Annotated in this window: 16 protein-coding genes and 3 pseudogenes; 3 read left to right on the top strand and 16 right to left on the bottom strand. The window is 69.5% G+C overall.

The window, feature by feature from the left end; all coding sequences use genetic code 11:
* The 5 genes and pseudogenes from GX015_RS00885 to gndA form a co-directional block, all read right to left on the bottom strand.
* Positions 1-421, bottom strand: a pseudogene (locus GX015_RS00885) (hypothetical protein); the annotation flags it as partial.
* Positions 418-1,608 (bottom strand): hemolysin family protein, encoded by a 1,191-nt coding sequence (locus GX015_RS00880; protein ID WP_291342084.1) that lies wholly within the window; start codon positions 1,606-1,608, stop codon positions 418-420. The gene GX015_RS00880 and the pseudogene GX015_RS00885, both read right to left, overlap by 4 nt.
* Positions 1,605-2,990: a hemolysin family protein gene (locus tag GX015_RS00875; protein WP_291342082.1), complete on the bottom strand. Its 1,386-nt coding sequence runs from the start codon at positions 2,988-2,990 to the stop codon at positions 1,605-1,607. Before GX015_RS00875 ends, GX015_RS00880 begins: the two co-directional genes overlap by 4 nt.
* A gap of 68 nt (positions 2,991-3,058) precedes the next feature.
* On the bottom strand, positions 3,059-4,405 hold the full coding sequence (locus GX015_RS00870) for a DEAD/DEAH box helicase (RefSeq protein WP_291342080.1): 1,347 nt from the start codon (positions 4,403-4,405) through the stop codon (positions 3,059-3,061).
* Between the two features lie 128 nt (positions 4,406-4,533).
* Positions 4,534-5,976 (bottom strand): NADP-dependent phosphogluconate dehydrogenase, encoded by a 1,443-nt coding sequence (gndA, locus tag GX015_RS00865; protein WP_291342078.1) that lies wholly within the window; start codon positions 5,974-5,976, stop codon positions 4,534-4,536.
* 137 nt (positions 5,977-6,113) lie between these two features.
* On the opposite strand from gndA, the gene GX015_RS00860 reads away from it, so the two are divergent.
* A complete protein-coding gene (locus GX015_RS00860; RefSeq protein WP_291342076.1) occupies positions 6,114-6,620 on the top strand; it encodes a PaaI family thioesterase in 507 nt (168 codons plus the stop codon).
* Positions 6,621-6,711: 91 nt separating this feature from the next.
* On the opposite strand, the gene pflA is transcribed toward GX015_RS00860, so the two are convergent.
* The 4 genes from pflA to GX015_RS00840 all read right to left on the bottom strand — a co-directional run bounded on the left by pflA (position 6,712) and on the right by GX015_RS00840 (position 11,771).
* A complete protein-coding gene (gene pflA / locus GX015_RS00855) occupies positions 6,712-7,605 on the bottom strand; it encodes a pyruvate formate-lyase-activating protein (RefSeq protein WP_291342074.1) in 894 nt (297 codons plus the stop codon).
* Positions 7,606-7,615: 10 nt separating this feature from the next.
* Complete coding sequence (grcA2, locus tag GX015_RS00850; RefSeq protein ID WP_291342073.1) at positions 7,616-7,867, bottom strand: autonomous glycyl radical cofactor GrcA2; 252 nt, start codon at positions 7,865-7,867, stop codon at positions 7,616-7,618.
* 58 nt (positions 7,868-7,925) lie between these two features.
* The gene (locus tag GX015_RS00845) at positions 7,926-9,992 is read right to left on the bottom strand and encodes a pyruvate formate lyase family protein (RefSeq protein ID WP_291342072.1); all 2,067 of its coding nucleotides are present in this window, start codon (positions 9,990-9,992) and stop codon (positions 7,926-7,928) included.
* A 363-nt stretch (positions 9,993-10,355) separates the two neighbouring features.
* Positions 10,356-11,771 (bottom strand): NAD(P)/FAD-dependent oxidoreductase, encoded by a 1,416-nt coding sequence (locus tag GX015_RS00840; protein ID WP_291342071.1) that lies wholly within the window; start codon positions 11,769-11,771, stop codon positions 10,356-10,358.
* Positions 11,772-11,876: 105 nt separating this feature from the next.
* Here GX015_RS00840 and GX015_RS00835 point away from each other — a divergent pair, with 105 nt between their 5' ends.
* Complete coding sequence (locus GX015_RS00835; RefSeq protein ID WP_291342070.1) at positions 11,877-13,238, top strand: class I SAM-dependent methyltransferase; 1,362 nt, start codon at positions 11,877-11,879, stop codon at positions 13,236-13,238.
* Positions 13,239-13,354: 116 nt separating this feature from the next.
* Here the strand turns inward: GX015_RS00835 and GX015_RS00830 are convergent.
* Positions 13,355-14,485 (bottom strand): annotated as a pseudogene (locus GX015_RS00830) (MFS transporter); the annotation flags it as partial.
* A gap of 256 nt (positions 14,486-14,741) precedes the next feature.
* Here GX015_RS00830 and GX015_RS00825 point away from each other — a divergent pair.
* Positions 14,742-16,847 (top strand): FAD-binding dehydrogenase, encoded by a 2,106-nt coding sequence (locus tag GX015_RS00825; RefSeq protein WP_291342068.1) that lies wholly within the window; start codon positions 14,742-14,744, stop codon positions 16,845-16,847.
* Positions 16,848-17,029: 182 nt separating this feature from the next.
* Here GX015_RS00825 and GX015_RS00820 read toward each other — a convergent pair.
* The 6 genes and pseudogenes from GX015_RS00820 to GX015_RS00795 form a co-directional block, all read right to left on the bottom strand.
* A pseudogene (locus GX015_RS00820) lies at positions 17,030-18,219 on the bottom strand (IS3 family transposase); the annotation flags it as partial.
* 303 nt (positions 18,220-18,522) lie between these two features.
* Positions 18,523-19,329, bottom strand: coding sequence for an SDR family oxidoreductase (locus tag GX015_RS00815; RefSeq protein ID WP_291342085.1), 807 nt, complete (start codon positions 19,327-19,329; stop codon positions 18,523-18,525).
* 89 nt (positions 19,330-19,418) lie between these two features.
* Entirely contained in the window at positions 19,419-20,165 is a 747-nt protein-coding gene (locus GX015_RS00810; RefSeq protein ID WP_278826735.1) for an SDR family NAD(P)-dependent oxidoreductase, read from the bottom strand.
* A 164-nt stretch (positions 20,166-20,329) separates the two neighbouring features.
* Positions 20,330-20,980, bottom strand: a complete 651-nt coding sequence (locus GX015_RS00805) for a LysE family transporter (protein WP_291342067.1) — start codon at positions 20,978-20,980, stop codon at positions 20,330-20,332.
* Positions 20,977-21,159 carry a hypothetical protein gene (locus tag GX015_RS00800; protein ID WP_291342066.1) on the bottom strand — a complete coding sequence of 61 codons (183 nt, stop codon included), beginning with the start codon at positions 21,157-21,159 and terminating at the stop codon, positions 20,977-20,979. Before GX015_RS00800 ends, GX015_RS00805 begins: the two co-directional genes overlap by 4 nt.
* Positions 21,160-21,227: 68 nt before the next feature.
* Positions 21,228-21,416 (bottom strand): hypothetical protein (locus GX015_RS00795; protein ID WP_291342064.1); only part of this gene is annotated, 189 nt, incomplete at its 5' end.

Below are 21,416 nucleotides of genomic sequence, written 5' to 3'. Positions count from 1 at the left end.
CGGCGATGTAGGAGATCGCTTCACCGCGGCGCTCGGCGTGGGCGGCGTGGTCGAGGCGGGCGATGCCGTCGCCGCCGACGCGGAAATCGCGCAGGTGCGCGACGTGCTCGGCGGCGCGGGGATCGTCGGCGCCGTCCAACGCGACCCCGAGACCCGGGGCCCATCGGCGCAGGGTGCCCGGGCGGACGGGGTAGTACTCGAAGAGGAAGTCCCACACGGGATGCTTCCGGCCCCGCGACCGGCGTTCCAGATGGTCGGCGCACAGCGCGTCGGCGCGGCGGGCGTGCGCCTCCGCGCGGTCGAGCCACTCCTCGAGCGGCAGGATCACTTCGGTACCGGCACGCTCGGTGTGGTCGACCCGGCCGGCCTGCTCGTCGTCGGCCCGGTCAGCTCGCTCAGCCCGTACATCTCCGCCGGTCATGCGCCGCGGGGCCCGCCGGTCTTCGGCGGGTTCTTGGCGCCCGCCTTTGCGGCTGCGCGGACGGCGGCGGTCTTGACCTGGACGGCCTTGGCCGCGGTGCCCTGGGCGGTGGACTTGATGGGGCGGGAGGCGACGGCCTCGTTGGTTTCGTGGGTCCAGTCGCGGACGACGCCGATGTGCTCCTCGATGAGGTCCTCCAGCGTCACGATGCCCACCGCCGCGCCGCCCTGGACGGCCATGGCCATGTGCGCCGAACGGCGGCGCATCTCGCGCATCGTCCGGTCGATCGCGCCATCGGCGTCGACGGCGATGAGCTCGCGGATCTCCTCGTCGGGGATCGCGGTCTCCGGCCCGGACGCGGGATCCAGGACGCGGTCGAGCACGTCCTTGACGTGCACGTAACCGCGGTAGCCGCCGTCGGCCCCGGCCACCGGGAAACGGGAGAACCCGGTCTCGGTCACCGCGACCTCCAGGTCGCCGACCGTCGGCGACGTGGGCACCGTGCGGATCTTCGACGGCACGATGAGCACCTCGCGGATCGAACGATTCTCCGACGACAGTGCGCGGTTCAGGCGGGAATGCTCTTCGTCGTCAAGCAAACCCTCTTGCCTGGACTCGGCGATCATGGACGCCAGCTCATCGGTGTTGACGGTGGAATCGAGCTCGTCCTTCTGGATGATCCCGAACCACGCCAGCGTGTGGCGCGCGACCCAGTTGAAGAACAGCAGCAGCGGCTTGGTCAGCTTGTAGAACGCCAGGTGCGCCGGCGTCAGCCACATGGCCATGGTCTCCGGGCCGGCCAGCGCGATGTTCTTGGGCACCATCTCGCCCAGCAGGATGTGCAGGATCGAGATGAACAGCAGCGCGATGGCGAAGCTGATCGGATGCAGCAGCGACTCCGGCACTCCGACCGCGGCGAAGGGCTCCTCCAGCAGGTGCGCGATCGCAGGCTCCGAGACCTTGCCCAGCAGCAGCGAACAGATGGTGATGCCCAGCTGCGCGGCGGCGAGCATCATCGACAGGTGCTCGGTGGCGCCCAGCACGGTCTTGGCGCGCTTCTTGCCCTGCGCGATCAGCGCCTCCAGACGGTCGCGGCGGGCGGCGATCAGCGCGAACTCCGCGCCGACGAAGAAGGCGTTGAACGCCAGCAGCAGGACGGTGAGGGAAATTCCGAACCAGTCGCTCATCGGTCGAACATCTCCTTCGCGCGCTCGTCGGTGATCGGGATCAGCAGCGCCCTGTCGACGCGCCGACCGTCCATCGCCAGGATGCGGGCGTACCAGCGCCCCGCGATGCCGGATTCGAACTCGTCCATCAGGTCGCGGTCGGTCTCCGGCAGCAGCACGACGTCGCCCTCCGCGGGGATGCGGCCCAGGGCCAGCATGATCACGCCGCCCAGCGTTTCGTGGTCGCCGTCGGGCGCGTAGTAGCCGACCTTGTGCGGCAGATCGTCGACGCGGAGCAGGCCGGAGCAGTCCCAGCCCTCCGTGACGCGGCGGACCTCCTGTTCGGCCTCGGCGTCGTCGTACTCGTCGTAGACCTCGCCGAGGATCTCCTCGACGACGTCCTCGATGGTCACGATGCCCGCCGTGCCGCCGTATTCGTCGGCGACCAGGGCGATCTGGGAGCCCGCCGACCGCACCGCCTCGAGCACCGCGTCGCCGTCGAGCGACTGCGGCAGCACCGGCACCTGACGCGCCAGCTCGGACACGCGCGTCGTGGTGCGGCGCGCGGCGGGGATGGTGAACGCGTCCTTGACGTGGACGACGCCGATGGTCGCGTCGAGGTCGCCGTCGGTGACCGGGAAACGCGAGCGCCCGGACTCCAGGGCGGTGGACAGGAGATCCTCGACGGTGGCGTCGATGGACAGGGAAATGATGGTCGACCGCGGGGTCATCAGATCCTCCGCGGTGGTCTCGCCGAATTTCAGCGAGCTCTGCAGCATCTGCGCCTTGGACTTGTCCAGCGCCCCCTGCTGGGCGGAGTTGCGCACCAGCGCCCCCAGCTCCTGCGGCGAGCGCGCCGACGCGAGCTCGTCGGCGGGCTCGATGCCGAGTTTGCGCACCATCCAGTTGGCGGTGACGTTCATCGACTGGATGAACAGGTAGAACACCCAGTTGAACCACATCACGGGCCGGGCGGTCACGCGGGCGACGCCCAGCGGCTCGGTGATGGCGACGTTCTTGGGCACCAGCTCGCCGTAGATCATCGACAGGCCGGTGGCCACGATGAGGGCGAGTATCAACGCGGTCGGGCCGGTCGCGGATTCGGACAGGCCCGCCCATTCGAGCATCGGCGTGAAGTACCGCGCGAGCACGGGCTCGGCGAGGAAGCCGGTGGCCAGAGTGGTCAGGGTGATGCCCAGCTGAGCGCCGGACAGGTGAAACGACAGCTTGTTGTGGGCCTTGCGCACGGAATGCGCCGGCCCGTCGCCGCGCTTGGCCACGTCGTTGTCGATCGCGGAGCGCTCCAGGCCCGTCACCGCGAATTCGAAGGCGACGAACAGGCCGGTGCCGGCCGTCAGCGCGATGAAGCCGAGGACCGCGACGATGTTGAGGAATATGTCCATGATTAGGGAAAGATCCTACTCCCAGCGGGTCCGCGTGGCCCGCCGACCCGGCGCTGCTTCTTGCCGCGCTACTTCTTGCCGCGCTTTTTCTTCGGCCGGTGCGGCCGCGAGGCGGCGGGGTTGCCGCGGCGGGGCCGTCCTCCCTTGCCGCCGGCTCCGGCTCCGGCCCGGGTCCGCGGTCCTTGCCCGCTTCCCGCTTGACGACGGCCCGTCTCCCGCTTCTCGCCCGGGGGCTTGCGTGCTCCGGTCCACTTCTTCAGCGCGGTCGACCCCGGTGAGACGTCCATGATCTCGGGGGTGACGCCGGCGGCGCGGAGCATGTCGGCGACTGCGTCGGCCTGGCGGTCGCGGACGATGGTGACCACGGTGCCGGTCGCCCCGGCGCGGGCGGTGCGGCCCGAGCGGTGGACGTAGGTCGCGGCCTCCGGCGGCGGGTCGACGTGGACCACCAGATCGAGGGAATCGACGTCGATGCCGCGGGCGGCGACGTCGGTGGCCACGAGCACCGGCACCTCGCCGGACGCGAAATCGGCCAGCGCCTTGCGGCGGGCGGTCTGGCCGCGATCGCCGTGGAGCGCCTCCACTCGGATGCCCTGCCTGGTCAGGTAGTCGGCCATGCCGGTGACCCGGTGTTTCGTGTTGCCGAAGAGCACCACCCGCCCCTCCCGTGCGGCGATCCACGCGGTGACGGCGTCGGCGGCGTCGTTGTCGGGGACGCGGAAGACGAGGTGCTTCATCGTGTCCACCGACACCACGGCGGCCGAGACCTCGTGGCGTGCGGGGGAGCGTCCTTCCATCAGCGCCTCGGCGGTCGCGTCCAGGGTCGCGGAAAACAACATGCGCGTCGCTTCCGCCGGAGCGGCACGCACGAGTCCGAGGACGTCGGGCAAGAACCCCAGCGCCGCCAACTCGTCGGCCTCGTCGATGACGGCGACCGAGACGTCGTCAAGCGAAAGCTGCCCCTGCCGCCGCAGATCGTGCGCGCGGCCCGGGGTGACCACCGCGACGTCGACGGGCGCGGCAAGGGTGAGCTTCTGCCGGTTGATGTTCTCGCCGCCGACGAACGCGCGGACCCGCAGGCCCGCGGCGGCGCCGAGATCGCCGAGGACGTCGGCGATCTGATCGGCGAGCTCGCGAGTGGGCGCGATGACCAGGCCGCGCGGGCGGCCGGGCTTCGACGCCGAGCCCGTCAGGGCCTGGACCATCGGGATGCCGAAGGCCAGCGTCTTGCCGGACCCCGTCGGCGCGCGGCCGAGGACGTCGCGGCCGGCCAGCGCATCCGGCAGCACGGCGGCCTGGATGGGCGTCGGCTCGGTCACGCGCATCGACCGCAACGTGCGGACCACCGCCTCCGCGACCCCCAGATCGTGGAACGACGGGGACGGGGCGGCGGGCGATCCCGCATCGGATGACATGGGCAAAAGAATACCGGGGCCCCGAAGGACCCCGGTACGGCGCATGCGGCCGGATCAGCTCAAGTGTGGCCGAGCCGGCGCGGACGCAGATGGGCGGCCACCGACCGGCGACCGTCGATCGGAGGAGTTTAGGCCTCCACCTCGGAGCGATCGCCCGACCACAGCGTGTGGAAGGAACCCTCCTTGTCGGTGCGGCGGTAGGTGTGCGCGCCGAAGAAGTCGCGCTGGCCCTGGATCAGCGCCGCTGGCAGGCGCTCGGCGCGCAGGGCGTCGTAGTACGCCAGCGACGAAGAGAACACCGGGGCGGGCAGGCCCATGCGGGTGGCGGTGACCACCACGTCGCGCCAGGCGTCGAGGCACTCGGAAACCTGATCGCGGAAGTACGGGTCCAGCAGCAGGGCCGGCAGCTCCGGATCGCGGTCGTAGGCCTCCTTGATGCGGTTGAGGAAGCGGGCGCGGATGATGCAGCCGCCGCGCCAGATGGTGGCCAGCGCGCCGCGATCGATGTCCCAGCCGTACTCGGCGGCGCCGGCGTTGATCTCGTCGAAGCCCTGCGAGTAGGCCACGATCTTCGAGGCGTAGAGCGCGCGGCGGACCTTCTCGACGAACTCGTCGCGGTCCTCCGGGCGGCCGGTGACCTCGCCCGAGGGCAGGTCGCGGGCCGCGGCGCGCTGGTCGAGCGAGGAGGACAGGGCGCGGGCGAAGACGGCCTCGCCGATGCCGGTGACCGGGATGCCCAGGTCGAGGGCGGCCTTGACCGTCCAGCGGCCGGTGCCCTTCTGGCCGGCGGCGTCGACGATGATGTCGACGAGCGGCTTGCCGGTCTCGGCGTCGACCTGAGACAGGACCTCCGCGGTGATCTCCACCAGGTAGGAGTCCAGGTCGCCGGCGTTCCACTCGCGGAAGACGTCGGCGATCTCCGCCGGGCTCATGCCCGCGGCGTCGCGCAGCAGCTGGTACGCCTCGCCGATGACCTGCATGTCGGCGTACTCGATGCCGTTGTGGACCATCTTGACGAAGTGGCCGGCGCCGTCGGTGGAGATGTGCGTGCAGCACGGCACGCCGTCAACGTGCGCGGAGACGGACTCGAGCAGCGGGCCGAGCGACTCGTAGGACTCGGCGGGGCCGCCGGGCATGATCGACGGGCCGTTGAGCGCGCCCTCCTCGCCGCCGGAAATGCCGGCGCCGACGTAGTGCAGGCCGCGGGCGCGGATCGCCTTCTCGCGGCGGATGGTGTCGGTGTACAGCGAGTTGCCGCCGTCGATGATGATGTCGCCTTCCTCCATCGCATCGGCCAGCTGGTCGATGACGGCGTCGGTGGCGGGTCCGGCCTGCACCATGATCAGGGCGCGGCGGGGGCGCTCCAGCGAGGCGACGAAGTCCTCGATGGTCTCCGAGGGGACGAACGCGCCTTCCTCGCCGTGGTCGGCGATCAGGGCGCGGGTCTTCTCGGGGCTGCGGTTGTAGACCGCGACGGTGTGGCCGTTGCGGGCGAAGTTGCGGGCGATGTTGGAGCCCATGACGGCCAGGCCGACGACGCCGATCTGTGCTTGCTGCTTCTCGTTGTCCATGCCCGTCAGTTTAAGCGCAACGACCCCGCCCCCACGCGGTCCGGGCGGATGTTGCCGATAGTTGCACGGGGTTGCTCCGGGGTCGGGTAGCCTCGGGGCAGAAATCACCGCTCAGGAAAGAGGTACCGACGATGCCCATGTCCCCGGAGAAATTCGGCGTTTACGGCAGGCTGCTCAAGGCCGCCGGCGAGCGGGTGCTGACCGACGAGGAAATCGCCGAGCTCAACGAGCTGACCGAAGGCGACGTCGAAGCGGCCGGCCTCGACGCCTATCTGGGCACCAGCTACGTCGCCGTGGGGCCCCGACTGATGAGCATGCGCCTGGAGATCGGCCCCGAGCACCTCCAGCCGTGGGGCGTGGCCAACGGCGGCGTGTACGCGACCGTCGGCGAGTCCTGCGGTTCCATTGCCGGCTTCATCGCCGCCGGCGCCGACCGCCCGGTGGTGGGCGTGAACAACTCGACGGATTTCTACCGTTCGGCGGTCGCCGGGGACGCGCTGATTTCCACGGCCACGCCGGTGCACCTCGGCCGAACCTCCCAGGTGTGGGAGATCCGGCACACCCGCGAATCCGACGGCAAGCTGCTGTCGCGCACCAACCTGCGGCTGGCGGTGCTGCCCGCCGGGCAGAACCCGGGGGAGTAGGCGCCCGGGCGGGCCGCGCCCCCGCGCCCCAACCACCGGGGCGACGGTCGCGCGGTTGTTGCGGCGGCGCCGGAACGTCGACGGCGCGGCGTCAGAACGTCGTCAAGCCCCTGGACCGGAAGACGTCCCGGACCAGCTCGAGCGACTCCGCCGTCGGTGGGCGGACGTCGGCGAGTTCGTAGGTCATGCCCAGATTCGCCCACTTGTCCGCGCCCATGTTGTGGAAGGGGAGGACCTCCACGCGCTCGACGCAGTCCGCCCAGCGGGCGACGATGTCGGCGGTCGCCTCGACGTTGGCGGGGTCGTCGGTGAGCCCGGGGACCAGGACGAACCGGACCCACATCTTCTTGCCGTGGGCGACCAGCCGCTCGCCGAATTCCAGCGTCGGCTTGAGCTTCTGGCTGGTCACCTTCTCGTACGTCTCCGCCAGCCCGGACTTGACGTCGAGCAGGAACAGGTCGACGAGGTCGAGGTCCTCGTCGGACAGTCGATGGCCGAGATTGCCCGACGTGTCGACAGCCGTGTGGATGCCGGCCTCCCGCGCTGCCGCCAGCACGCGCTTGGTGAACGCCAGCTGGAACAGCGGCTCGCCGCCCGAAATGGTCAGGCCGCCGCCGGACGCGCGGAACACCGTCCGGTAGCGCTTGATCCGCTTGATCACGTCCTCGACGCGCTCCAGCGTGCCCTCCCGCAACTCCATCGTGTCCGGGTTGTGGCAGTACTTGCAGCGCAACGGGCACCCCGACATGAACAGGGTCATGCGCGTGCCGGGTCCGTCGACCGAGGTCACCAGCTCCCAGGAATGGACCAGGCCGATGTCGCCGGAGCGGCGGGCGTCGAAAAGCGCCCTGCGATTGTGCTCGGCGACGTCCGTGACGCCGAGCTCGCCCCCTGCGGGCACGCCGCCCAACCCCTGGGCGGCTCCGCGCACCCGCGGCCCGTCGGAGGGGGCGACGGTGACTTCGCGGTTGAGTCCGTCCGCCATCCGGCGGCGCCTACGCGCTCTCGTGGAACGTGCGTTCCAGGACGTCCTGCTGCTGCTCGGCGGTGAGCTTGACGAAGTTCACCGCATAGCCCGACACGCGCACCGTCAGGTTCGGGTACTTGTCCGGGTTGGCCATCGCGTCCTCGAGCGTGGACTTGTCCAGCACGTTGATGTTGGCGTGGTACAGGCCGGAACCGGCGTTGTTGGCGGTGCGCTGCGACTTCATGTCGGCGAGGCGCTCGTCGAAGGTCTTGGAGGACATGGGGTGGGTCTCCTTCTGGTGAGTGTGCCGTTTTGGGCGGGGAGGGCGGGGAGGGAGGCTAGTCCTCGTCGATGATGAAGCCGGCGTCGAGGATGCCGACCAGGTTGGCGACCTGCTCGTCCTTCGTGCGGCCCAGCCCCGACGGGGTGATGGTGTTGGTCAGCGAAATGCCGTCGAGCGCGTCCTCGTAGTCGAGCTTGCCCACCGACAGCATGGAGGCGACCATGCCGTGGGTGTCCATGCCGTTTTCGGGGTTGGCGCCCGGGGCGAACGGGGTGCCGGCGCGGTGGCCCGACGGGAAGTTGCCGGTCGCGCGGCCGTAGACCACGTTCGAGGTGATGGTCAGCACCGACTGGGTCGGGATCGCGTCGCGGTACAGCGGGATCTCCTTGATCTTCGCCATGACCGTGTGCACGATCGTCGCCGCGATGTCGTCCGCCAGGTCGTCGTCGTTGCCGTACACGGGGAAATCGCCCTCGGTGACGTAGTCGACGATCAGCCCGGTCTCGTCGCGCACCGGCGTGACCTTCGCGTACTTGATGGCCGCCAGCGAGTCCGCGACGATCGACAGGCCGGCGATGCCGCAGCCCATCGAGCGGATGATGTCGGAGTCGTGCAGCGCCATCTCGACGGACTCGTAGGCGTACTTGTCGTGGCACCAGTGGATGATGTTCAGCGCCTCGACGTAGGTGCCGATCACCCAATCCAGCATGTCCTCGTACTTCGCCCAGACCTCGTCGAAGTCCAGCGGGCCATCGCCGGCGATGGGCTCGTAGCCCTCGACGACCTGCTGGCCGGAAACCTCGTCGCGGCCGCCGTTGAGCGCGTAGAGCAGGGCCTTCGCGGCATTGACGCGCGCGCCGAAGAACTGCATCTGCTTGCCGACGGTCATGGGGGAGACGCAGCAGGCGATCGCCGCGTCATCACCCCACCGGTCACGGATCTGTTCGTCGGACTCGTACTGGATCGACGAGGTTTCGATGGAAATGGCCGAGCAGAAATCCTTGTACCCGGCGGGCAGCTCCGGATCCCAGAACACCGTGATGTTCGGCTCCGGCGCGGGACCCAGGTTGCGCAGCGTCTGCAGCAGGCGGAACGCCGTCTTGGTCACCATGTGGCGGCCGTCGTCGGAGAAGCCGGCGTCGGACCAGGTGGCCCAGTACGGGTCGCCGGAGAAGATCTGGTCGTAATCGATGGTGCGCAGGAAGCGGACGATGCGCAGCTTGATCACCAGCGCGTCCATGATTTCCTGGGCGTCGGTCTCGTCGATGCGGCCGGCTGCGAGGTCACGCTCGAAGTAAGGGTCGAAGAACGCGGACAGGCGGCCGATGGACATCGCGGCGCCGTCCTGCGACTTCACCGACGCCAGGTAACCGAAGTACGTCCACTGCACCGCTTCCTTCGCGGTGGCGGCGGGGCCGGAGATGTCGAAGCCGTAGGACTCCGCCATCGTCTTGAGCTTCTTCAGCGCCTTGATCTGCTCGGCGTGCTCCTCGCGGTAGCGGGCCCAATGCTCCGAGAATCCCTGGGCGGCGACGGACGTCTTGGCCGCCTCCTTTTCCGCGATGAGGTGATCGACGCCGTAGAGGGCCACGCGGCGGTAGTCGCCGATGATGCGGCCGCGGCCGTAGGCGTCGGGCAGGCCCGTGATGATGTGCGACTTGCGCGCCGCGCGGATGCGGGCGGTGTAGATGTCGAACACGGCCTCGTTGTGGGTCTTGCGGTACTTGGTGAAGATCTCGCGGACCTTGGGGTCGACCTCCTTGCCGGCCTCCTTGATCGCGGTCTCGACCATCCGCCAGCCGCCGTTGGGCATCATCGCGCGCTTCAGCGGCACGTCCGTCTGCAGGCCGACGATCACGTCGTCGTCCTCCGAGATGTGGCCCGCCGGGAAGGCGTCGATGTCCGCCGGGGTGGTGGTGTCGACGTCGAAGACGCGCTTCTCGCGCTCCACGGACAGGTAGTTCTTCTCCAGGTGATCCCACACGCGCAGGGTCTTGTCGGTGGGGCCGGACAGGAACGACGCGTCGCCGTCGTAAGGCGCGTAGTTGTTCTGGATGAAATCGCGGACGTCGATGGACTCCCGCCACCGCTCGCCGGTGAACCCCTCCCACGGATCGATCATGGATCCATCGGTCTGGGTGCGTGCGTTGGGCGCGGCAATGGTCACCCGTGCCACCTTTCCGGGCCCCGATCCGGGGCCGCCTCTCGTCGGACGTCTGTTGACGGGCAGATCGCCCCGCTCAAACATCCGCCCCAGGTGAGAGGCGATCGGCCGATCGGCGCCGACCCGCGTGGTGGGCGGGTCCGGGCGAAGGGCCTATCGAGGCGTTGATCCGCACTTCACGGTTCACCTTACGCCCGTCGATGCCCGAACGCAGATCGTCCGGGTGCCTGATCGGTCACGTTCGGGGTGAAGCGGGCATGGCCCGGAATGGCGACGCCCCGCCTCAAGGTGAGGCGGGGCGTGGCGTGGCGGGAACGGACGCTACTTGTCGCCGCGCTCGATCTCGCTGATGCCCTTCTTGTCGCGGATGCCGGTGTCGTCGCCGGTCAGCTCGATCAGGCGGTCGATGGCGGTGCGCGCGTACATCTGCTGGCGGGTGGACACCAGCTGGTAGCGGTCGCGGGTGAGCACGTTGAGGCCCCAGCTGATCACGGAGACCAGGCGGTTGCGGAAACCGACCAGGAACATCAGGTGGACGGCCAGCCACAGGACCCAGCCCAGGAAGCCGGTGACCTCGACCTTGCCCATCTTCACCACGGCGGCGAAGCGGGAGACGGTGGCCATGGAGCCCTTGTCGAAGTACTCGAACGGCTCGCGGGCCGCGTTCTCGGCGATCTCGCCGCCCTCGGTCTCGGCGGTGATCAGGTCGGCGGCGTACTCGCCGCCCTGGATGGCCACCTGCGCGACGCCCGGCAGACCGTCGAGGGACATCATGTCGCCGACGACGAAGACGTTCTTGTGCTCGCCGACGGACAGGTCCGGGTTGACCGGGACGCGGCCGGCGCGGTCGCACTCGATGCCGGTCTGGTCGGCGATCATCTTGCCCAGCGGGGAGGCCGCGACGCCGGCCGACCAGATCTTGCAGTACGACGGGATGGTCTCGACGGAGCCGTCCTCGGCGTTCTTGTACGTGACGCCGTACTCGTTGACGTCGGTGACCATGGCGTTGAGCTTGACGCTGACGCCGAGCTTCTCCAGCTGCTTCTGGGCGTTGCGGCCCAGGCGCTTGCCGAAGGGCGGCAGCACCTGCGGCGCGCCGTCGAGCAGGATGACGCGGGCGGCGTGCGGGTTGTAGCTGCGGTACGACGACTTCAGGGTGCGGTTGGCCAGCTCGGCCAGCTGGCCGGCCAGCTCCACGCCGGTCGGGCCGGCGCCGACGACGACGAAGGTCAGCAGGCGCTCGCGCTCGGCCGGGTCGTTGGCCAGCTCCGCGTGCTCGAAGGAGGCGATGATGCGGGAGCGGATCTCCAGCGCATCGTCGATGGTCTTCATGCCCGGCGCGTACTTGGCGAAGTGATCGTTGCCGAAGTAGCCCTGGCCCGCGCCGGCGGCGACGATGAGGTAGTCGTACTCCCAGGCCTGGACGCGATCGCCCAGCTTGGAGGTGACGGTGCGGCCGTCGACGTCGATGTCGGTGACCTCGCCCTTCACCACGCGGATGTTCTGCTCGCCGTCGAAGATCTGGCGGGTCGGCGGCGCGATCTCACCGGAGGAGAGGATGCCGGTGGCCACCTGGTACAGCAGCGGCTGGAAGAGGTGGTGGTTCGTACGGTCGATGAGGGTGACGTCGACGTTTTCGTCCTTGAGCTTCCGGGCGGCGAAGAGGCCACCGAAACCCGAACCGACGATGACGACGTGCGGTCGTCCCGTGCGAGGACGGTAGGGCGTCTCGGTCATGAAAATTCTCCTCGAAATTCGTACATGGGTGGGGGTACCGGGCCATGATAGTGGCTGCGGTGCGCCGCCGCCTATTTGGTGGCGTCCACCGGTAACCTGGCCCGCATGGCCGAAAACGAGGGGAGGAGCGCCGCGATGCCCGTGGAGCGTTTCTCCATCGACGCCGAGCGTTGGCCGGGCGTCGCCCGGGTGCCCGATGGGCCGTTGCTCGGCAAGCGCGCCGACCTGGCCCGGAAGGCGTTCGTGCGGGCCTGCAACCGGTACGGGGTGGAGATCGATGGTCCCGGTTCGGCGACGATCGGCATCCGCGACTCGGACGCCATGTTCCGCCGCATAGCCGAGGCGGACTGGGTCGGCTTGGGCGAGTCGTATCTGGCGGGCGAGTGGGAATCGGACACGTTGCCCCGGACCTTGGCGGCGCTTTTCGACGCCGGCCTGGACGTGGGCGCCGAGGGCCGCGTCGGCAGGGGCCTGCGCAAGCTGTCGGGCCGCCGTCCCACGCCTCGCGCAACGGGTCCCGGCGGAGAGCTTCCCGCGTCGCTCATCGAGCTTTTCGCGGGGCCGTCGTTGACCGGTGGTTCGGCGTTGTTCGCCTCCGGCGCCCGTACTACGTCGTTGGAGGAAGTCCCGAACCAGGCGCCCGGCGCGGGCCGCGGCGGGGTGCCCGCCCACTGGAAGGTCGACGTGACCCGCATCGACGATCCGGAGGGCGTCGCCCGCGCCGATCTTCCGGAGGCGCAGGCCCGCCGGGTGGAGCGCATGCTGGATCTGGCGCGCGTCCGCGCCGGCGACCGGGTGCTGGAGTGGCCGTCTTCCGGCGGCGAGCTGGCGTTGCGCGCCGCGGACCGTGGCGCCTCCGGGGACGTGCTGGCCATTTCGGACGATCACGCCGAGGCCGTCGGCAAGCGCGCGGACGATGCGGGCCTGTCCGGGCCCGTGCGCATCCTGCGCGCCGACCGGGTCTTTCCGTCGCCGCGGGATTTCGACGGGAACTACGAGGCGATCTTCAACGTCGAGCGGCTGGAGACCTTCGGCACCGAGGGAATCCGCAAGTGGTTGCGCGGCGCCGAACGCGTGCTGGCAGACCGCGGGACGATCGTCGTGCAGATGACGGTCGCCGGCGAACGGTTCGACGACTCCGCCGGATCCGCACTGGACCTGGTGCGCTCCTACGTGTGGCCCGCGCTGCGGTACCCGACCATGGACGAGCTGCGGCGCATCGTCGACCGCGACACTGGATTGCGGATCATCTCCGAATCTCATCTCGCCGGGCACCACGAACGCACCCTGGAACTGTGGCGCGAGCTGTTCGCCGCCCATTCCCGCGAGGCCGCGGGACTCGGCTACGACCGCGTCTACCGGCGCCTGTGGGACTTCCACCTGGCGCTGCAGCAGGCGCTCGTCGCCTCCGGCCGCACCGACATGGTGCAGATCGAGTTGATGGCCAAGCCCCGCAAGCGCCGCTGACCCCGAAAGCGCCGCCGTCCGTCGAGCACCGCCGCCCCCGCCGGAAACACCGCGCGCCCCGGACTCCGGTGCAGGCCGGGAGGCGGGGCGCGTGAGCGTCGTCAAGCGAAAAGCGGTTACAGCTCGGCCAAGTCGATGTGCCGGGTCTCGCGCATGATGAAGATGGCCACCAGCGACAGCACCGACGCCAGCGTCAGGTACACGCCCACCGCGGAGACGCCGAAGGACGCCACCAGCGCCGTCGCGATGAACGGCGCGACCGCCGCGCCGAGGATCGACGACACGTTGTAGGAGATGCCCGACCCCGTGTAGCGCACGTTGGTGGGGAACAGCTCCGGCAGCACCGCCGACATCGGGCCGAAGACCAGGCCCATGAGGAACATGCCGATGGTCAGGAACGCCAGCACCGACCCCTGCGTCGCGGTCTCCGGGTCGAGGAAGAACGTGGACGTCAGGCCGAAGACGATCATCGCCGCCGACACGACGATGAGCAGGCGGCGCCGGCCCACGGCATCGCCCAGCTTGCCGGACAACGGCACCGCGACGATGAACGCGAAGATGGAGATCAACTGCAGCCGCAGGAACTCCGTGTACGGGATGCCCAGGCCAAGGCCCAGATCGCGGCGGCCGATGCCGAAGGACAGCACCCACGTCGTGACCAGGTAAAACAGCGTGTAGCACGAAATCATGATCGCGGTGCCCAGGATCATCGGCCGCCAGGACGTGCGGAACGCCTCCTTTGCCGGCGACTGCACCTTCTGGCCGCGCTCCACCGCGTGGCGGAACACCGGAGTCTCCTCCAGCTTCAGGCGCATCCGCAGACCGAGGATCACCATCACGGCGCTGAGCAGGAACGGCAGGCGCCAACCCCACTCCATGAACGCGCCGTGCGTGTCGCCGTTCGTGTGGCCGAGCACCGTGACGATGATCAGGAACAGCCCGTTGGCGAACAGGAAGCCCAGCGGAGCACCGAGCTGCGGCCACATCGCCGCCCAGCCGCGCTTGCCCTCTTCGGCGGTCTCGGTCGCCAGCAGCGCCGCGCCCGACCATTCGCCGCCCAGGCCCAGGCCCTGGCAGAAGCGCATCACGGCAAGCAGCGCCGGCGCGATGATGCCCGCCTGCGCGTACGTCGGCAGCACGCCGATGAGGAACGTGGCGATGCCCATGGTCAGCAGCGACGCCACCAGCGTCGCCTTGCGCCCGACGACGTCGCCGAAGTGCCCGAACAGCAGCGAACGAAGGTCGCGGCCGCACCGGGGCGGCGGGGTGTGCCGTGGGGCGGAGCGGCGGCCGGATTGCTCGGGTTCTCCGACGCGGCAACACTAATGGCCCCGGTGTAACCGTGACAACCATTGATCGGGCCAGCGCGTTCGTCGCCGCCGACGGCCCGATTCTTTGCTTCCGGCCCGTCAAATCTGCCGTGCGGGCGCCGACCGGCTTCCGCGGCGAACAATTTTCGTCGTAAAGCGAACCCTCCCGGGCCAACCGGGATAACCTCGCCCCATGGGAACCACCGCGGATCAGACCAGCACGTTGAAGAAGCAGCAGCCGCTCATCGTCGTCGGCGCGGGCCTGGCCGGCCTCGTCGCCGCGTACGAGGCGCAGCGGGCGGGCCGGAAGGTCATCATCGTCGACCAGGAGAACGAAGCGAACATCGGCGGCCAGGCGTTCTGGTCGCTCGGCGGCATCTTCCTCATCGACTCGCCGGAACAGCGGCGCCTGAAGGTGAAGGATTCGCGCGAGCTGGCGCGCTCCGACTGGTTCGGGTCTGCGGCGTTCGACCGCGCCGAGGACCACTGGCCGGGCAAGTGGGCCGAGGCGTACCTCGACTTCGCGGCGGGGGAGAAGCGCGAATACCTGCGCAATCTCGGCGTGAAGTTCGTGCCCGTGGTCGGCTGGGCCGAGCGCGGCGACGGTTCCGCCGACGGCCACGGCAACTCCGTGCCGCGTTTCCACCTGACGTGGGGAACCGGCCCGGAGATCGTCCGCGTCTTCGCCGAGCCGCTCAAGGCCGCCGCCAACGAGGGCCGGGTCGAGTTCCACCATCGTCACCGCGTCGACGAGATCATCATGGAGGACGGCAAGGCCGTGGGCGTGCGGGGCCGGATCCTCGTGCCCTGCGACGACCTCGAGCGCGGCGTCGCGTCCCCGCGGGAAGAGGCCGGCGAAACCTTCGAGATCCGCGGCGGCGCCGTGCTCATCTCCACCGGCGGCGTCGGCGGCAACCTCGATGCGGTGCGCCGCTGCTGGCCGGAGGATCGCCTGGGCGCGATGCCCGACGACATGGTGGTCGGCGTCCCGGCGCACGTCGACGGCCGCGGCATCGACATCGCCGGCGAGGCGGGCGCGCACCTGATCAACCGCGACCGCATGTGGCACTACACCGAGGGCATGGCCAACTGGGATCCGATCTGGCCGGGCCACGGCATCCGCATCATCCCCGGCCCGTCGTCGCTGTGGTTCGACGCCGAGGGCAATCGCCTGCCCGCGCCGCTGATCCCGGGCGCCGACACGGTGGCGACCATGAAGCACATCCTGGCCACCGGCCACGGGTACTCGTGGTTCGTGCTCAATGGCTCGATCGTGGCCAAGGAGTTCCTGTTTTCGGGTTCGGAGCAGAATCCGGATCTGACGGACAAGCAGGTCAAGAAGCTCGTGGGCAAGGTCACCGCGGGCATCCCGGATCCGGTGCGCAAGTTCATGGACAACGGCGAGGATTGGGTCATCGCCGAGACCCTCGAGGAGCTCGTCGCGGGCATGAACCGCGTCGCGGGCGTCCCGGAGGGGCTCATCGGGGATCAAGGTTCTTCGCTTGACGACGCCCCGTCTTCCGCATCGTCCGCCCCCGCCGCCGATTCCGCCGCCGAAGCCGATGCAGCGGCCAATTCCGCCGCGGAGGCGGATGCCCAGGCCGATGCTGCGGCGGATGACGCCACCGCGCCCGTCGGCGGCGACCGCGGCGACGCCGGAATCGATGGCGACGCCGACACCTTCGACGACGTCGTCGACGGCGATCCCGCCGATGGCGACGCCGCCGACGCTGATTCGAATGAGGACGCCGAGACCGGAGTCCCCGAGGCCGGTGACGACCACGTTGACGAGGCCGCCGCCGACGAACAGCCCGAACACGACGAAGCGCATGACTCCGGGGAGCACGTCGACCCGTCGTCAAGCCCCGTGCCCGTCCTCGACGCCGAGCACATCCGCCGCCAGATCGAGGCCCGCGACCGGCAGACGACCAACCCGTTCTCGAAGGACTACCAGGTCAACTACGTGAACGTGGCGCGGAAGTTCCTCGGCGACAAGCTCATCCGGACCGTGCCGCCCAAGCCGATCCTCGATCCCGGCGAGGGGCCGCTGATCGCCGTGCGCCTGCGCATGCTCACGCGCAAGACGCTCGGCGGCATCGAAACCGATCTCGACGGCCGCGTCATGCGCCACGACGGCTCGCCCATCGAGGGCCTGTTCGCCGCCGGCGAGGCGTCCGGATTCGGCGGTGGCGGCATGCACGGCAACAACGCGCTCGAGGGGACGTTCCTCGGCGGCTGCATCTTCAGCGGCATGCGCGCAGGCCGCGGCATGGCCGGCGTCGCCGAGCCGCTGGACTAGCGCGCGGCCCCGCTGGGTGATCTGACCGGGCTGCCCTCGCTGCGTGATCTGACCACACCAAGGTTCCGGCCGCGCAACCCTCACCGCATCAGGATTCCGTCGGTGCACCCCTTGCCCGGCCCCAAAAAGACGTCGGGTGGACAGAAAGTGAACTGGTACCCGGAAGTTGGACTGTCTAAAGACTAGGCGGTCATCGCCGCAAGGGCCTGGTTCCGGTGCTGCATCGGCGCCAGGCCCTTAAGCCGCTCCTGGACTCGGTGAGTGTTGTACCACTGGAGGTAGTCGTCGAGTTCGGCGACGAAGTCGGCGATGCTGGCGAAGGTCTCGCCGTGGTACATCTCGGCCTTGAGGTGGCCAAAGAAGTTCTCCATCACCGCGTTGTCGAAGCAGTTGCCCTTCCTCGACATCGACTGCACCCCACCGTGATCGCCGATCAGCCCGGTCCAGCTGGAATGGAGGTACTGGATGCCCTGGTCGGTGTGGACCATCAGACCCACATCCGGGCCATGCAGGTCCAGCGCCTGGGCAAGCGACTGCGACGTCAGTTCCATCGACGGCGACCGCCCCACCGTGTACGACACGATCGACCGGTCGAACAGGTCCATCACCGGCGACAGGTAGACCTTGGCGCCTGCGACGCGGAACTCGGTGACGTCGCTGACCCACTTGCGGTTGGGGGCGTCGGCGGTGAACTGCCGATCCAGGATGTTGTCGGCAATGGTGGCGGGCGTGCCCTGGTGGGAGTTGTACTTGCGCCGGGGCCGGACCTTGGATTTCAGGCCCAGCTGCCGCATGATTTTGCGCACCAGCTTGTTCGACACCGCCCAGCCGGCGGTGGTCAGCGCCAGGCGGATGCGCCGATAGCCGTAGCGGGCCCGGCTGGCGTCGAAGACCGCGGCGATCTGTTCTTTGAGCCGGCGATGTTTGTCGGGCCGATCGAATCGGGCCTGGTGGTAGTAGTACGTCGATCGGGCCAGTCCGGCGGCGGCCAACAGGTCGGCGAGCCGGTGGTCATCCTTGAGGGTGGCGACGACCTGGGCTTTCAGGCGTGCCCCTGCTCCCTCAAGTCCCGCAATTTTTTTAGGAACGCGTTTTCCGCCCGCAGCCTGTCGTTTTCCCGCCGCAGCTTGTCTTCCTCCGACAGCGGTCCGGCCGAGGTGGATCCTTTGGGGCGGCCCTTGGGCTTGGGTTTGAGTGCCTCGTCGCCGCCTTGGCGCCACGTGCGGACCCATGCGTTGACCAGTGAGCCGGAGGACAGGCCGAATTCCGCGGCCAGGTCCATGGCGGTCTCACCTGCGAGGAATCGGTCGACGATGAGCTTCTTCGTCTCAAACGGCAGGTACTGCTTGGTGCGTTTGTCCACGAGGCACAGCCTGCCATGCAGTCGCCAGTGCGTGTGGAGGTGTCGGGACGACAGGCGCGGTGCGCCGATGCGGTCGGCGGCGGGTGTGGGGCCGATGCCTTGGTCGAATAGGTCGACGAGTTGTTCGCGCTGCCGTTGGGTGAGATGGCTGCGTGCGTGCATGTAACTGCTCCCCGGGGGTTGGTGGATGATTTTCCAGTCCAACTTCCGGGGAGCAGTTCACTATCTGACCGTCCGACATCTTCCTCCGGATCCGATCGCGCGGCGGGCGGCGGTGACGGTCGTTGGGGTCGCGACTACCTCCCCCTCGCCCTACTTCCGCGGACGAACGGTGACTTCCTCGACGATGCAATCGTCGGTCGCGTCGACGCACAGGCGCACGGCGGCGGCGATGGAGTCGACGTGGACGTACTTGGAGCCATCGTATCCGTCCTCGCCCATGATCTGCACCTGCATGTCGGTGTCGACGCGCCCTGGGTGGACCGAGGAGACCCGGACGACGCCGCGTTCTTCTTCGCGCAGGGCGTCGCTGACGGCGCGCAGCGCGAACTTCGACGCCGAGTACAGGCCCAGGCCCGGACCCGAGTGGTAGCCGGAGCCGGAGTTGATGGCCACGACGGCGCCGCGGGCCTCGCGCAACGCGGGCAGCAGGCGACGGGTGAGGTCGACGACGGAGATGACGTTGACGTCGAGAACCCGCGTCCACTCGTCACGGTCGGCGTCGGCGATGTCGGACTTCGCCCAGATCCCCGCCGAATGGACGAGCACGTCGAGGCGCGGACGCCCTGCACCATCGGGGGCTCCATTGGGGGCTCCACCGATAGCGCCTTCGACGACGCCACCGCCGGCACCATCGGGAGCTCCACCCGTAGCGCCTTCATCCGCCCCGCCAAGTCCGGCACGCGCGACGGCGGCGGCGAGCTGGTCGGGATCGGTGACGTCGGCGACGAACGGCTCTGCCGACGGCAGCTCGGCGACGACGGCCGCCGCGCCTTCCTCGGACGTGGCACCGACGAGAACGTGGTAATCCCGGCCCAGAATCTTCGCCACCGCGCGGCCGATTCCACGGGACGCCCCGGTGACCAGGGCAATGGGCCTACCACCCGAGCGCTGCGTCAACGCCCCGGCGGCATCCACGGCCTTATCGTCCGCGCCGACCACTCCGGCCGCGCCGTCCGCGCGCTGCGTCGAGGTATCCGCGCCCACGCCTACTTCACCGGCTTCGGCGCGGCGCTGCCGGCCTGGTCGATGGGCGTGATCTGCAGGAAGTCGATGTTGACGTGCGCGGGCCGGGTCGCCACGAAGGTGATCACGTCGGCGACGTCCTCGGCGGTCAGCGACTCGACGCCCTGGTAGACGCGTTCGGCCTTGTCCGCGTCGCCGTCGAAACGCACGAGCGAGAAGTCGGTGTGCACGCGGCCCGGATCGATTTCGGTGACACGCACGCCGTCGACGGCGATTTCCTGGCGCAGCACCTCGGTCAGGGCGCGCTCGCCGTGCTTGGCGGCGTTGTAGCCGGCGCCGCCGGGGTAATTCTGGCGGGCGGCGATGGAGCCGATGGTGATCACGGCGCCCTTCGCCACCTTCAGCGCGGGCAGCAGGGCGCGGGTGACGCGCAGGGTGCCCAGGACGTTGACCTCGTACATCCAGCGCCACTTGTCCTCGACGGCGCCTTCGACGGATTCCATGCCCAGAGCGCCGCCGGCGTTGTTGACCAGCACGTCGCACTGCGGCACGGCGGCGGCCAGCGCGTCGACGCTGGCCTGGTCGGTGACGTCGAGTTCGACGACGCGCGCGGACCCGCCGGCGTCGCCGATGCGGTGGGCGACGTCGGTGAGCTTGTCCACGCGCCGCGCGCCGAGCACGACCTCGTATCCGGCGGCGCCGAGCGCGACGGCGGTGGCCGCGCCGATTCCGGACGATGCCCCGGTGACAACTGCGACGGGTTGTGCCATTGCTCTTCTCCTTGTGCTGCTTCGTGCTGCTTTACGACGGCTGATCGCGCCCCGAAAGGCGGTTACGTCTTTCCTACCAGCGGGTGACCGGCGTGCGCCGGGCGAACGCCACCCCTGTGGCGCGGGGGACGTGCGATCGCCGGAGATGGTGGCGCCCCGGGCCTCTACAGCGAGGCGACGCCCTCGGCGATGATGACGGTGGCCAGCACCAGGAACACCGCCCCGGAGACGACGTCGATCCACGGCCCGGCGCGGTGGAGCGTATCGGCGAAACGCGGCAGCCCCAGGCCCCACGCCACGCCGCCGAACCAGGCCAGCGACACCGCGGCGAGGACGACGACCATGAAGATCTGGTCGGCCAACCCCATCCCCGGGGTGACGAAGCGGGAGAACACCGCGCCGAAGAAGATCACGGCCTTGGGGTTCGACAGGTTGGTGAACAGGCCCTGCAAAAACGCGCCGCGGGTGGCGGATGGGGGCGCGGGGGCGTCGTCAAGCGGAAGCGGCGACCCGCCGCCGGAGCGCAACTGGCGCGCGCCCGCCCGCACGGCGGACACGCCCATCCAGATCAGGTACGCGCCGCCGGCGATCTGCAGCGCGGACAGAAGCCACGGCGCGGCGGCGAGCAGGGCGCCCAGGCCCGCCAGCGTCAGCACCAGCCACACGACGATGCCGGCGACGATGCCCGCGGCCGCCGCCAGCCCCCGCGCCCGCGAGCGCGTGGCGATGCGGACCAAACACAGCAGATCCGGCCCCGGCGAGCAGATCGCCGCGAACCAGACGCTGAGCAGCACGAGGTAGGAGGCGAAGGTCATGGCAGCAGGGTACCGGCGCCGAGTTGCGCCACGATCGCGCTCTTGGCCATCGCCCACTGCACGCCGCGGACCCTGCCCCAGGAGCCGTGGTCGGCGTCATGGAGGATCCTCAGGTCGACGGGGTTGCCGACGTCACGGGCGGCGGCGACGGAACAGGCGGCGGCGACGGAACGGGACATGCCACCGCGTCATCCCACCGCGTCATCCCACCGAAGCTCCCGCGGGAACTCCCGGCTACTCTCCCCCGCTACGCCACCAGGTGGAGGATGGCCTCTTTCGCCGCGCGCCATTGCGGGCCGGCCAGGTCGTCCCAGGACGAGTGGGCGGCGTCGTCGAAAAGCCGCATGGCGACGGGCCGACGTGCCCTCCGCGACGCCGCCTCGTAGGAGATGGCCTGCTGCACGTCGACCACCGAGTCATTGCGGCCGTGGAGGAT

The sequence above is a fragment of the Corynebacterium sp. genome (assembly GCF_012837295.1).
In the GTDB taxonomy this organism is placed as follows: Bacteria; Actinomycetota; Actinomycetes; order Mycobacteriales; family Mycobacteriaceae; genus Corynebacterium.
This window is presented reverse-complemented; position numbering and strand designations above follow the sequence as displayed.

Coding starts and splice junctions, on each gene's coding strand:
- GX015_RS00880 (WP_291342084.1), bottom strand. CDS start 1,608: ATGAGCGACTGGTTCGGAATTTCCCTCACCGTCCTGCTGCTGGCGTTC.
- GX015_RS00875 (WP_291342082.1), bottom strand. CDS start 2,990: ATGGACATATTCCTCAACATCGTCGCGGTCCTCGGCTTCATCGCGCTG.
- GX015_RS00870 (WP_291342080.1), bottom strand. CDS start 4,405: ATGTCATCCGATGCGGGATCGCCCGCCGCCCCGTCCCCGTCGTTCCAC.
- gndA (WP_291342078.1), bottom strand. CDS start 5,976: ATGGACAACGAGAAGCAGCAAGCACAGATCGGCGTCGTCGGCCTGGCC.
- GX015_RS00860 (WP_291342076.1), top strand. CDS start 6,114: ATGTCCCCGGAGAAATTCGGCGTTTACGGCAGGCTGCTCAAGGCCGCC.
- pflA (WP_291342074.1), bottom strand. CDS start 7,605: ATGGCGGACGGACTCAACCGCGAAGTCACCGTCGCCCCCTCCGACGGG.
- grcA2 (WP_291342073.1), bottom strand. CDS start 7,867: ATGTCCTCCAAGACCTTCGACGAGCGCCTCGCCGACATGAAGTCGCAG.
- GX015_RS00845 (WP_291342072.1), bottom strand. CDS start 9,992: ATGATCGATCCGTGGGAGGGGTTCACCGGCGAGCGGTGGCGGGAGTCC.
- GX015_RS00840 (WP_291342071.1), bottom strand. CDS start 11,771: ATGACCGAGACGCCCTACCGTCCTCGCACGGGACGACCGCACGTCGTC.
- GX015_RS00835 (WP_291342070.1), top strand. CDS start 11,877: ATGGCCGAAAACGAGGGGAGGAGCGCCGCGATGCCCGTGGAGCGTTTC.
- GX015_RS00825 (WP_291342068.1), top strand. CDS start 14,742: ATGGGAACCACCGCGGATCAGACCAGCACGTTGAAGAAGCAGCAGCCG.
- GX015_RS00810 (WP_278826735.1), bottom strand. CDS start 20,165: ATGGCACAACCCGTCGCAGTTGTCACCGGGGCATCGTCCGGAATCGGC.
- GX015_RS00805 (WP_291342067.1), bottom strand. CDS start 20,980: ATGACCTTCGCCTCCTACCTCGTGCTGCTCAGCGTCTGGTTCGCGGCG.
- GX015_RS00800 (WP_291342066.1), bottom strand. CDS start 21,159: ATGTCCCGTTCCGTCGCCGCCGCCTGTTCCGTCGCCGCCGCCCGTGAC.